The following is a 12,682-nucleotide window of genomic DNA, read 5'->3' as shown; positions in this document are numbered from 1 at the left end:
CAGGTTGTTGATGTGCAACACCAACACCAACACCAACACCAACACCAACACCAACACCAACACCAACACCAACACCAACACCAACACCAACACCAACACCAACACCAACACCAACACCAACACCAACACCAACACCAACACCAACACCAACACCAACACCAACACCAACACCAACAACTGTTGGTACATTTGTATTATAACGATCGCGAATTTTCACGATTTGGTAATTTTTAAAATCAATGCCATTTAAGTGCTCAATAAATGTGGTGACAAAATGCTGACGAGTTTGTTTGCCATCGCTGACAATATCAATATTTGCACGTAATTAATCTTTTAAAGCCAAACGAAGCGCATCTTGCTTTCCTTCAATTAACTCTTCATTTTGTAACTTCAAGGCGGGAAAAGTGCTTTCGGATGTATCAGCCAAGAGGATTTAGTAAGCTGCCAGCAGTTGAAGTGGGTAGCAATATTTTCATAATAGATGGCCTTATATTTTTCAATTAAAGAGCGTCGTTAGTTGATCAATGTTCAAGAATGTCTTTGTAGGACTTAATGAAATGCTATTCAGTAAATTTCCCTTATTCAATAGTTATCTATTTAAATCATAACTATTTTTAATGAAATTTTGTGCTTGTGATGGTCGGTGATATGGATTGTTAAGATTGTAATGGAAATGATATTTAAACTTATCTATAGGATATTTTAACCACTGAAAATTAAGTTAGACATGTATTTGCATACATATGGAAATGTTTATCATCAAAGTTTAATTTTTAAAATTATTTTTATGGTTATAGATATACATAATCAATTTGAAAGTTTTAACTCTTACTTGTATTGAATTATTGATTATACATCTAATTAAAATTAATGGTTTTTTTATTACTTAAAGCTAGTAGGTGTTAGTGAGTTATTTTTTCATTGTGTTTACTTCACTCTTTCTATTCTTAATTGATTTTAAGTTTCTATTTTTTTAAAGGTACGAATTTCGGAAATTATTTTTATATTATTTCAATGCTGACTCTTATTAAATGTTTTTTAGGTTTTGTTGTCATTAAATATCTATATTTATTAATTGTAAATAATTGTTTCAATATTACATGTTTTGCATGTAATGTATTTCATCACGTTATTAATTAAACATTCCTTGTTATTAATAAATTAAACTCTTGTTTATTTAATGTATTGATTATTAATACTATTATTTCTTTTGTTGTCATTAAAGATCGGAAATATCGATCAAATCAAGTGTTTGCGATAGTTATAAACTATCAATTTGTTTAATTTTGATCGGAAAAAACAATTTTAATTTAAAAAATTCATTCTATATCTTAATAAGAGTTGACGAATATTATTCTTTATAAAATACATGGAATGAATCAGCTAATAATGATTCGAGAGGTTTAGAATGCGAGAAAATGAACCGTTATCAAATAATATTGGCAAGATGTTAAAGTGCTATCGTAGGCGAACTGGATTAACTGGAAGCCAATTAGCCAAAAGAATTAATGTAAGTCAGCAACAAATATCTCGTTATGAGAATGGGGTTAATAATATAACATTTGATAGGCTTGTAATACTCTTTAATGCACTTGAAATGGATGGATCTGACATTGAGTTTTTTTTCGAAGAAATCAAACGTTTCATTGATTCTGAAGAATATAAGAAGCGCTCATTTGTTAATTTTTAGCATAAAAATAAAGTAGTAATTAGATATTTAAATTTAATTAAATTACATATTTGTAATTTAATTAAATTCGATCATTTTAACTATAACTTTATACAAATGATATTAATCACTCTCTATTACCAGTACTTTTGCAATAAATAAACATAAGGAATATTTATGAAAGTTAAATCACTTGCACTTGTTGTTGTTTCCGCTCTGTCTTTAAGTTCTGTTGCTGCACTTGCTGCAACGACAACAGTGAATGGCGGTACAGTGCATTTTAAAGGTGAATTAGTGAATGCAGCATGTGCTGTTAATGCTAACTCAGTGGAACAAACTGTACAGCTTGGCCAATTCCGTACTGCGAAGCTGGCAAAAGCTGGTGATACCAGTGGTTCAGTTGATTTTTCTATCCAACTTAATGATTGTGATACAACAGTTGCAACTTCTGCAAAAGTTGCTTTTAAAGGCGTAGCAGCGGATGCAGCTAACCCAACTGTTTTAGCTGTTTCTGGTTCTTCAGCAGGTTCAGCAACTAACGTTGGTATCCAAATTTTAGATTTTAAAAATGTTCCGTTAGGTCTTGATGGTGCTGTATTTAGTAACGCGATCACTTTGACTGATGGCACTAATCTTCTGCCATTCCAAGCTCGTTACTATGCACTTGGTGCTACTACAGCGGGTATTGCTAATGCTGATGCAACATTCTCAGTGCAATACGAATAATTTATACACGAAAGAAGGATTAACGGGTTAAAACCTAATAAGCCATGGACGGCTTTTTATAACCAAAATTGAAAAAGGTGAAAGCTCATGAAAGGGCTGATGCTTGGTCTACTACTTTTGGTTTCTCCACTGATGGAAGCTGGAAACAAGTGGCAGGTTCAACTTCCGGGCGGCGGAATGCGCTTTCAAGGGGAACTGATTGCTGAAGCTTGCAGTGTTGAAATTTCAGATAGAAATTTGACCGTTAATATGGGGCAACTGCGAACCAATATGCTAAATGCGCCAGGTCAAGATACAGATCCCGTGATTTTTGATATTCATCTGCGTGAATGTAGTGATGCTGTTAGTCAATATGTATCAATCACTTTTTCTGGTGTTGCTAACGACCAAAATCCACAGATTTTTTCTGTTGGTAATGGGCCTGATACAGCCACTGGTGTCGGTCTCGCTATTTTTGACTCAAAAAATACCTTGATCCCTATAAATAGTGCCCCACAAAAAATAGCACGAACCAGTAACGGTGATATGACCTTACATTTTACTGCTAAGTACCGTGCGACAAGTTATCAAGTTACTGGCGGAAAAGCGGATGTTCAAGCGCTATTTTTGCTCACTTATGAATAAAGATATCAAAAAGATGTTTACACATACTTTTAATGTTTTTAGTAAAAGAAGGACAGATGTAAATATGAAAACTGGAACAATTCGTCAGCTAATTAGTGTGTTATTAATATTACTCTGTTCAAGCATATCGACTCAGGTATATGCAGGTGTTGCACTTGGCGCAACACGCGTTATTTATCCTGCGAGACAAAAACAGATCCAACTTGCTGTCACTAATAATGATGAGAAAGGTGTTTTCCTCATTCAGTCATGGCTGGAAAACCCTAATGGGCAGAAAGATAACCTGTTTGTTATTACTCCACCGCTATTTTCTATGCAAGGTAAAAAAGAAAATACCTTGAGGATTATTGATGCCACGAATAATAAATTACCTCAGGATAGAGAAAGCCTTTTTTGGTTAAATGTCAAAGCAATACCCGCGATGGATAAATCAAAAAAGAATGAAAATACACTGCAATTGGCCATAATCAGTCGCATCAAATTTTACTATCGCCCGGCAGATTTAGCGATAGCGCCAGATAAAGTGGCTGAAGAGTTACGATTTAAACCACAAGCCGGATCACTTATTGTCATCAATCCAACGCCTTATTTTGCCACAGTCACAGAGCTAAAAATGGGTTCAGTAAAATTAGATAATATTCTAGTTCCCCCGTTTGGTGAGAATTCAGTGGATGTCCCTGCTAATGCTAGAGGCGAAATTTCTTTTCGAACCATTAATGATTACGGCGCATTAACTCCAGCAATGACTGGGCGTACTCAGTAACGGCTAGCTTCATATTTATAAAAAATAGCTAACCATCATTTTAAATTAAATAACTTACTGAGCGATTTAGTAGATCGGGTCGGAGGGAATATGTCATATCTGGCATCTGAAAAAAGGCTATTAATTTTGAGGAAGAGGGCGTTTTTGGGTAATCAATCTATGCACCGTTTTCCCTTAATTCCATTGGCATTCTTGATTGGTGTTTACTTATATCCTACTTGGGCTGAAGCAGAATTATATTTTAACCCACGTTTTTTGGCTGATGATCCTTCTGCTGTTGCTGATTTATCTGCATTTGAGAATGGCCAAGAAGTTCCTGCGGGTACTTATCGAGTCGATATTTATCTCAATGACAACTATTTATCGACAAGAGATGTCCATTTTATTGCTGATAAAAAAGGAAAGACGGAGTTATCACCTTGTTTTACGTTAGAAGAATTAGCGAAAATGGGGGTGAACACATTATCAATCCCAGACGCGGATAAGATCTTTAAAGGGACTTGCCAACCTTTAACTACATCAATTAAAGATTCAACGGCAAAATTTGATGTTGGATTACAACGTCTATATATCACTGTACCGCAAGCATTAATGAAAGACAGAGCTAGGGGGTTTATTCCTCCTGAATATTGGGACTCGGGAATTACTGCCGGAATTTTAAATTACAGTCTGACGGGGAGTCGTGCTCGTAACCAAAATGGCACACATAGCAGTTATACTTATTTAAATTTACAGAGCGGATTAAACTTTGGTCCGTGGCGTTTGCGCGACAATTCTACATGGAGTCACAGCACAGGCAGTGCCAATAGTGAAACACGCTGGGAACATATCAACACCTATTTAGAACGTGGTATCAATGAATTACGTTCACGCTTAACTGTAGGTGATAGTTACACGGCGGGTGATATATTCGACAGTTTTAATTTCCGCGGTATTCAATTGGCTTCTGACGATAATATGTTGCCAGAAAGTGAACGAGGCTTCGCGCCGGTGATCCGGGGTATTGCGCGTGGAACGGCTGAAGTTTCAATTAAACAAAATGGCTATGAAATTTATCGTAATACATTTCCACCAGGACCATTTGTTATTGATGATTTATATTCAGCCGGTAACAGCGGTGATCTAAATGTCACGATTACAGAGGCTGATGGTTCTGTTCAAAACTTTACTGTGCCTTTTTCTTCAGTACCTTTATTACAGCGTGAGGGGCATACCCAATATTCAGCCACAGTTGGTGATTATCGTTCAGGAAATGGCCAACAGGAAAAACCCTCTTTTTTCCAAGGTACGGTAATGCGTGGTTTGTCATATGGTTTGACGCTATATGGTGGAACACAGCTTACGAATCGTTACCAATCTTTTAACATAGGTATTGGTAAAAATATTGGTGTGTTTGGTGCTTTATCTGTCGATATTACTCAAGCAAATGCCAAACTGCCAGATGACAGTACCCACCAAGGGCAATCAATTCGCTTCTTATATAACAAGTCACTGAATGAGATCGGAACAATTATTCAGCTAGCGGGTTATCGTTATTCAACAAAGGGTTATTACTCATTTGCTGATACCACCTATAAACGAATGGATGGCTACAATCTTGCAACGCAGGATGGTGTGATACATGTTACACCAAAATTTACGGATTATTATAATTTAGCCTATAACAAACGTGAAAAAATCCAATTAAGCCTGTCTCAACAATTAGGTGAACAATCAACCTTATATATTACCGGTAGCCATGAAACTTATTGGAATACAAATAAATCAGATAAGCAATTACAGGTTGGAATAAACACACTTATAGAAGGGATCAATTGGGGGTTAAGTTATAGCTTATCTAAAAACGCCTGGCAGGATGAGAATGATCAAATGTTGGCATTGAATGTCAACATTCCATTCAGCAATTGGATGCGATCGGATAGCCAATCGATATGGCGTAATGCAAGTGCAAGTTACAACGTATCCCATGATCTTAAAGGGCGTCTGACGAATACTGCGGGAATATACGGAACATTATTAGATGATAATAATTTAAGTTATAGCGTTCAAACAGGCTATGCAGGTGGCGGGAAAAGTCGCTCTTCTGCAACTGGCTATACTGCACTTAATTACCGCGGCACATATGGTAATGCCAACGTAGGGTACAGCTATACCAATAATTTGCGTCAGATGTATTACGGCTTAAGTGGTGGGGTTTTAGCGCACACGAATGGTATTACATTGAGAATGATACCGTTGTTTTGATTAAGGCACCAGGCGCTGAACACGTTAAAGTTGAAAACCAAACAGGTGTCGCAACAGATTGGCGTGGCTATGCGGTTTTACCTTATGCCTCTGATTATCGTGAAAACCGTGTTGCCCTTGATACAAATACATTGGCTAATAATGTTGATCTTGAAGAGACCGTCGTGAGTGTCGTTCCAACTAAGGGTGCAGTTGTACGCGCAGATTTCCACCCTAAAGTCGGTGTAAAAGTCCTAATGACCTTAATGAAGCAAGGTAAGCCAGTTCCATTTGGCACAGTCGTTTCCTCAAAAGATAACAGTAGCAGCAGCATTGTCGGTGAAGACGGGCAGGTTTACTTAACCGGATTGCCGCTAACAGGGCAGTTGGTTGCTAGCTGGGGAGATAGCCCTGACGCGCAATGCCGAGTTAACTATAAATTACCAGAGCAAATCCAGCAGGAAATACTCAGTAAGTATCGTGCAGAGTGCCTCTAAGGAGTAAAAATGGTTGATAAGTTTAATATTTTTTCTGCGACGTTACTGATGTCAATGTTGTTCTCTTCAACTGCTTTTGCAGCCGATAGTACGATTACGATTAAAGGAAATGTTAAAGACAATACTTGCGCGGTTGCACCTGGTTCTCAGAGTCAAGTGGTTGATCTATTAAATAATCCAGTGAAGCAATTATATGCAGTTGGTGAAGTAACTGCAGTTGTTCCTTTTCAAATTGATCTTACTCCATGTGGCGAGTCAGTTATTGCAGTTAAGGTGGGATTTGTGGGAATAGCAGATGTAAATAATAACGCATTACTCGCGTTAGAATCTGGCAATTCGAATGCTTCAGGGGTGGGAATACAAATTTTAGATGGAAGCAGAACACCACTTGAACTTAATGCAAACAGTAGCAGCATTGTTTGGACACCATTGGTTGCTGGTCGAGGTAATACATTGCACTTTTATGCGCGATTAATGGCATCTAAGCTGCCTGTTGTTGCAGGGCATGTGCGAGCAACAGCAACTTTCACTCTTGAATTTCAGTAAGTTGAGGATGTCATGACTGATAACAATTGGAAGAGGATCACAATACCCATCTTGGGATTATTATTTTCTCAGATAGCCACAACTTATGCGGCTGACGTTACGGTTACAGTAAATGGTAGCGTGGTGGCAAAACCTTGCACGGTTGCGACTAAAAATGCCAATGTTGATTTAGGCGATCTCTACACCTTCAATTTAATTTCTGCGGGCTCTGCATCTGAATGGCATTCAATTGCATTAGATTTAACCAATTGTCCTATTGGCACATCTGCGGTCACGGCGACGTTTAAAGGTACTGCGGATACAACAGGTTATTACAAAAATCAAGGGACAGCAGGCAATATTCAATTGCAATTACAGAATAGTGGGGGGACTAATTTGAACAATGGTGCTCAACAAAAATTACAGGTCAATGATTCAACATTGGCAATTAGTTTTCCTTTAAGGGTCAGAGCGTTGTCAGTTAAAGGTGGAGCAACACAGGGAACCATACAAGCTGTAATTGATGTTACTTATACTTATCAGTGAGTTAACCATGAATATAAAAAAATTGTTAAATTACTTTGTATTAACTTATTTATTTATCTAGCTGGTATTTCATATGTATATGCATTTACTTGTCATGATTCAGCAGGAAATACATTAAATAGTGCTTCTGGTGCTGGTACTGCACATGTTTATGTTGACCTTCAGCCAAATATACAAGTAGGACAAAATTTAGTTGTGGATTTATCTCAATCTATTTCTTGCCGAAATGATACTCCTGCAGTACGAAAGGACATGGTAAGCATGTTGAGCGGCTCTGCTTATAGTGGCGTTTTAGCAAATTTTAGAGGCTCTCTAAGATATTATGGTTCAAGTTATCCATTTCCATTGACGTCGCCTACGCATCAACATAGTTTTCCATCAGGGAATTATACTCCGTGGAACACCCAATTATATCTTACCCCTATTTCTTCTGCTGGCGGCGTTGTTTTAAATAAAGGAGCACGCTTTGCAACACTCGTCATGTATCAAGTCGGTTCCGATATTATTGGTGGTGGGAATGTGCATACAGTAACTTTTACATGGCATTTATACGCCAATAATAATGTGGTTGTTCCTATCGGAGGTTGTGATGTTTCCTCGCGGAATGTTGTTGTGACATTACCTGAATATCCTGGAAATGCGCAACCTGTTCCTTTATCTATTTATTGCGCATCAAATCAGAATATCTCTTATTATCTGACAGGAACAACAGATACAAGTAGTTCTATATTTGCAAATATACTTTCGGGCGTTAATGCAGCAGAAGGTGTCGGGATACAATTGGTTAGAAACGGTAGTGCTATTCCAGTGAATCAAAATGTACAACTGGGTCGGGTAGGAACATCGTCAGTGAATCTAGGATTAAGTGCACGTTATGCCCGTACAAAAGGGCAAGTTACCGCTGGAAAAGTGCAGTCTGTGATTGGTGTGACTTTTACTTATGATTAGTTAATGACAATACTTAACAGTCTATTTTTTTAGGAATTAATGTCGATATTAAGACATTGGCATTAATTCACTTTTCATTTTGAAACTATGTTAACTAATTAAAAATATATTGGTCAGAATATCCCTAATAGGGCTTACAGCATTTCTATTATTATATATTTTAGTATACCTAATGTTAGTAATGAGGTTATAAATAATATTATTTATAACCTCATTCTTTTAAATAATTATTCAAATCAATCTCAGATTAAATTGCTCTAAGATCTGATGTAATTATTTTGCTAATAACTCTTTTCGAATGATTTCTGCACCTGCACTAAGAGCATTAAGTTTGCCTCTTGCAACTTCACGCGATAACGGCGCCATACCGCAGTTGGTTGAAGGATATAGTTTATCTGCATCAACGAACTGTAATGCCTTGCGTAAAGTATTTGCAACTTCTTCAGGGGTTTCTACATTATTCGTTGCTACATCAATAGCACCAACCATGACTTTTTTACCACGGATCAGTTCAAGCAAATCCATAGGAACATGTGAATTGTGGCATTCAAGCGAAATAATATCGATATTAGACGTTTGTAGTTTCGGGAAGGCTTCTTCATATTGTCGCCATTCTGATCCTAACGTCTTTTTCCAATCCGTATTTGCTTTAATGCCGTATCCATAACAGATATGTACAGCAGTTTCACATTTAAGTCCTTCAATTGCTCTTTCTAAAGCAGCAACTCCCCAATCATTCACTTCATCAAAAAACACATTAAAAGCAGGCTCATCAAACTGAATAATGTCAACACCCGCAGCTTCTAACTCTTTTGCTTCTTGGTTGAGGATTTTTGCAAATTCCCATGCCAATTTTTCGCGGCTTTTATAATGGTCATCATAAAGCGTATCTATCATCGTCATTGGACCAGGTAAAGCCCATTTAATTGGCTTATCAGTTAACTGGCGTAAAAATTTTGCATCTTCCACAAAAACAGGTTTTTGGCGAGCAACATCACCAACCACTGTTGGTACACTTGCGTTATAACGATCGCGAATTTTCACAATTTGGCGATTTTCGAAATCAACGCCATTTAAGTGCTCAATAAATGTGGTGACAAAATGCTGACGAGTTTGTTCGCCATCGCTGACAATATCAATATTCGCACGCAATTGATCTTCTAAAGCTAAACGAAGCGCATCTCGTTTTCCTTCGATTAACTCTTCATTTTGTAATTTCCAAGGTGACCAAAGAGTTTCCGGCTGCGCTAGCCAAGAGGGTTTTGGTAAGCTGCCAGCAGTTGAAGTGGGTAGTAATATTCTCATAATAGATGACCTTATATTTTTTTAATTAAAGAGCGTAGTTAGCTGACCAATGTTCAAGAATGTTTTTGTAGGGTTTAATGAAATATTTTTCAGTAAATTTCCCTTGTTCAATAGCCAATCGGCTGCGTTCTTCTCGGTCATAAGCGATTTTAGTGAATGAATAATCTTGGTTCGTTAAATTTGGTTGATAGCATTGTCCAGCAACCGAGTTCGCATTATAAATTTCAGGACGATATATCTTCTGGAACGTTTCCATCGTGCTGATGGTGCTAATTAGCTCAAGATTAGTGTAATCACTCAGTAAATCACCAGAAAAATAAAAAGCTAAAGGTGCGACACTATGTTGAGGCATAAAGTAGCGTACTTGCAATCCCATTTTTTTGAAATATTGATCTGTCAAAGAAGTACCATCTTGTTGATATTCTATGCCTAATATTGGGTGCTGATTTCCTGTTCTATAAAAAGTATCTTTGTTTGAAATACTTAAACATATCACAGGCGGTTTAGCAAAGTATTGATTATATTCATTTGAATCAATGAAACATTTAAATAAATTGCCATGTAAAACACCAAAATTATCAGGAACAGAAAATTCTGGTTGGTCTTTATTATGATCTAATAGCAAAACGCTAAAGTCATAATCTCTCACATAAGAGGAGAAGTTATTCCCGACAATGCCTTCAATGCATTGGTTAGTTTTCTTATCAATGATATTGGTTTTTAATATTTCAATGACAGGAAACGCGTTAGCATTATTCCCAATATTCATCTCTACAGAAATAATTTCAAGCTTGATTGAATAGCGATCACTTTTGGGATTATCCCAATATGCTAACGTATTGAAACGGTTATCGATCATTTTTAATGTATTACGCAAGTTCTCTTGGCGATTCTCCCCTCTGGCCAAATTGGCAAAATTAGTTGTAATACGTGTATTTTCAGATGGGTTATAGTTTTCATCAAAAAGACTGCTTTTAATTTTAAATATAAAGTCGTTATTCATTATGGTTTTGTATCCTAATTTTTGGTCTGACAACGGGGTTTACTGTTGATATTTCCCAAAGTGACTCGTTTTCTCATTTATCAGTCTTTATGTTGTCAATAAGTTAACATTGCATATTTTATGCCAGAGCTATTGGCGAAGAGAAAGCGACTTAATTTCATTACAACATGAACTAAATTCATGATAGTGAAAATAATAAGTGTGAAATGTTGGTAAAGGCATAACTAAACAAGGTTAATTGCGTATTTTTTAAGTGAAGAGAACAAAAATTGAACAAACCTATTGATTGGATTTAATGATGAAGATCACAAGATATATCCTATAAAAAACCCTAACTTGAGCTTTATTCATATTACTTTGATACTCCACTTAGGAAAGACAAGATAGGATAAATACCAGCTTGTTATTGATAAGTTAACTCATCATCTATAATTACATTAGGATAAAAAATAGGGCATAACTGCCAAGTCATAAGTAATGATAAATGCAAAGATAGTAGCTAAGACTAAAAATGACATAGACGTAAATCTGTTATTTTGGATATTTCAACTTAATATAAGCGTATTTATGCAAGAGGAGAAAATAAAATCTAAGGATTTGTCTTGTGACTATGAACTTCAGTAATACATAATATTCAGAATAAAAACATGACAAAAGCATTTGTAAGTTATAAAAAATAGCTAAGAAAAAATAATCTATTAGATGTTTAAGCTTATCGACTCAGGTATATGCCGGTTTCACTTGGGGCAACACGCGTTATTTATCCTGCGGGACAAAAACAGATCCAGCTGGCGGTGACTAATAATGATGAAAAAGGGGTTTTCCTCATTCAGTCATGGTTAGAAAATTCTAATGGGCAGAAAGATAACCAATTTGTAATTACTCCACCCTTATTTTCTATGCAGGGTAAAAAAGAGAATACATTACGAATTATTGATGCCACGAATGATCAATTACCTCAAGAAAGAGAAAGCATTTTTGGTTAAATGTCAAAGCGATACTGGCTATGGATAAATCGAAGCAGAATGAAAATACACTGCAATTAGCCATAATCAGTCGCATCAAATTTTATTACCGACCAGCAAATTTGTTATTAATTTATCGAAATCAATCTTCTGTAAAAATGATAATGCTAGCGTTTGTCGAGACATGGTCAATATGGTTAATGGTTCCGCTTTTAGTGGTTTACTTGCAAAATTTAATGGGTCAATAAGGTATTATGGCGCAAGCTACCCATTCCCATTAAATTCACCAACTCATCAAAAAAGCTTCCCTTTAGGAAATTATACGGCGTGGAGCGCTCAGATTTATCTCACACCTATTTCAACAGCGGGTGGTGTCGTTATCAATAAAGGAACTCATTTTGCTACATTGGTAATGTACCAAGCCGGTACTAATATTAATGGTGGCGGGGATATGTCTACAGCAACATTTACATGGAAATTATATGCCAACAATAATGTAGTTGTTCCTATTGGTGGTTGTGGTGTTTCATCACGTAATGTGGTTGTTAACTTGCCAGAATATCAGGCAAGTGCGTCGTTATCACTCTCAATTTATTGCACGAGAAGTCAAAACATCTCTTATTACCTGACAGGTACAACGGATACCAGCACTTCAATATTTGCAAATATGTTTTCTGGCGTTAATGCTGCAAAAGGTGTCGGGATCCCGCTCGTTCGCAATGGAAACCCTATTTCAGCAAATCAAAATGTACAATTAGGAAAAGTGGGAACTTCAGCTATAAATTTGGACTTGAGTGCACGTTATGCCCGAACAAAAGGGCAAGTTACCGCTGGAAAAGTGCAGTCCGTGATTGGTGTGACTTTTACCTATGATTAATTGATAACAAG

At 36.6% G+C, this 12,682-nt stretch carries 10 protein-coding genes and 3 pseudogenes; 10 read left to right on the top strand and 3 right to left on the bottom strand.

Going from position 1 to position 12,682, the window contains the following annotated elements; all coding sequences use genetic code 11:
* Positions 1–169 precede the first annotated feature (169 nt).
* A pseudogene (locus OO7_RS16720) lies at positions 170–476 on the bottom strand (methionine synthase); the annotation flags it as partial.
* A gap of 932 nt (positions 477–1,408) precedes the next feature.
* On the opposite strand from OO7_RS16720, the gene OO7_RS12675 reads away from it, so the two are divergent.
* The 8 genes and pseudogenes from OO7_RS12675 to OO7_RS12640 all read left to right on the top strand — a co-directional run bounded on the left by OO7_RS12675 (position 1,409) and on the right by OO7_RS12640 (position 8,521).
* Positions 1,409–1,690 carry a helix-turn-helix domain-containing protein gene (locus OO7_RS12675; RefSeq protein ID WP_008916322.1) on the top strand — a complete coding sequence of 94 codons (282 nt, stop codon included), beginning with the start codon at positions 1,409–1,411 and terminating at the stop codon, positions 1,688–1,690.
* Between the two features lie 156 nt (positions 1,691–1,846).
* Complete coding sequence (gene fimA, locus OO7_RS12670) at positions 1,847–2,395, top strand: type 1 fimbrial major subunit FimA (protein WP_008916321.1); 549 nt, start codon at positions 1,847–1,849, stop codon at positions 2,393–2,395.
* Between the two features lie 87 nt (positions 2,396–2,482).
* A complete protein-coding gene (locus tag OO7_RS12665) occupies positions 2,483–3,019 on the top strand; it encodes a fimbrial protein (protein ID WP_008916320.1) in 537 nt (178 codons plus the stop codon).
* Positions 3,020–3,083: 64 nt separating this feature from the next.
* Positions 3,084–3,782: a fimbria/pilus periplasmic chaperone gene (locus OO7_RS12660; protein ID WP_043892904.1), complete on the top strand. Its 699-nt coding sequence runs from the start codon at positions 3,084–3,086 to the stop codon at positions 3,780–3,782.
* Positions 3,783–3,941: 159 nt separating this feature from the next.
* A pseudogene (locus OO7_RS12655) lies at positions 3,942–6,502 on the top strand (fimbrial biogenesis usher protein).
* 9 nt (positions 6,503–6,511) lie between these two features.
* Positions 6,512–7,048, top strand: a complete 537-nt coding sequence (gene fimF, locus OO7_RS12650; RefSeq protein WP_008916318.1) for a type 1 fimbrial adaptor subunit FimF — start codon at positions 6,512–6,514, stop codon at positions 7,046–7,048.
* A 12-nt stretch (positions 7,049–7,060) separates the two neighbouring features.
* A complete protein-coding gene (fimG, locus tag OO7_RS12645) occupies positions 7,061–7,573 on the top strand; it encodes a type 1 fimbrial minor subunit FimG (protein ID WP_043892718.1) in 513 nt (170 codons plus the stop codon).
* Positions 7,574–7,594: 21 nt separating this feature from the next.
* Complete coding sequence (locus OO7_RS12640; RefSeq protein ID WP_043892717.1) at positions 7,595–8,521, top strand: fimbrial protein; 927 nt, start codon at positions 7,595–7,597, stop codon at positions 8,519–8,521.
* A 273-nt stretch (positions 8,522–8,794) separates the two neighbouring features.
* On the opposite strand, the gene OO7_RS12635 is transcribed toward OO7_RS12640, so the two are convergent.
* Together OO7_RS12635 and OO7_RS12630 are read right to left on the bottom strand one after the other, a co-directional pair.
* Positions 8,795–9,826, bottom strand: coding sequence for a methionine synthase (locus OO7_RS12635; RefSeq protein WP_008916315.1), 1,032 nt, complete (start codon positions 9,824–9,826; stop codon positions 8,795–8,797).
* 25 nt (positions 9,827–9,851) lie between these two features.
* The gene (locus OO7_RS12630; RefSeq protein WP_008916314.1) at positions 9,852–10,829 is read right to left on the bottom strand and encodes a DUF1852 domain-containing protein; all 978 of its coding nucleotides are present in this window, start codon (positions 10,827–10,829) and stop codon (positions 9,852–9,854) included.
* Positions 10,830–11,526: 697 nt separating this feature from the next.
* On the opposite strand from OO7_RS12630, the pseudogene OO7_RS12625 reads away from it, so the two are divergent.
* Together OO7_RS12625 and OO7_RS12620 are read left to right on the top strand one after the other, a co-directional pair.
* A pseudogene (locus OO7_RS12625) lies at positions 11,527–11,925 on the top strand (fimbria/pilus periplasmic chaperone); the annotation flags it as partial.
* On the top strand, positions 11,871–12,671 hold the full coding sequence (locus OO7_RS12620; RefSeq protein ID WP_336431228.1) for a fimbrial protein: 801 nt from the start codon (positions 11,871–11,873) through the stop codon (positions 12,669–12,671). The pseudogene OO7_RS12625 and the gene OO7_RS12620, both read left to right, overlap by 55 nt.
* The last annotated feature ends 11 nt before the right edge of the window (positions 12,672–12,682 follow it).

It is taken from the genome of Providencia sneebia DSM 19967, from assembly GCF_000314895.2.
Classification (GTDB): Bacteria; Pseudomonadota; Gammaproteobacteria; order Enterobacterales; family Enterobacteriaceae; genus Providencia; species Providencia sneebia.
This window is presented reverse-complemented; position numbering and strand designations above follow the sequence as displayed.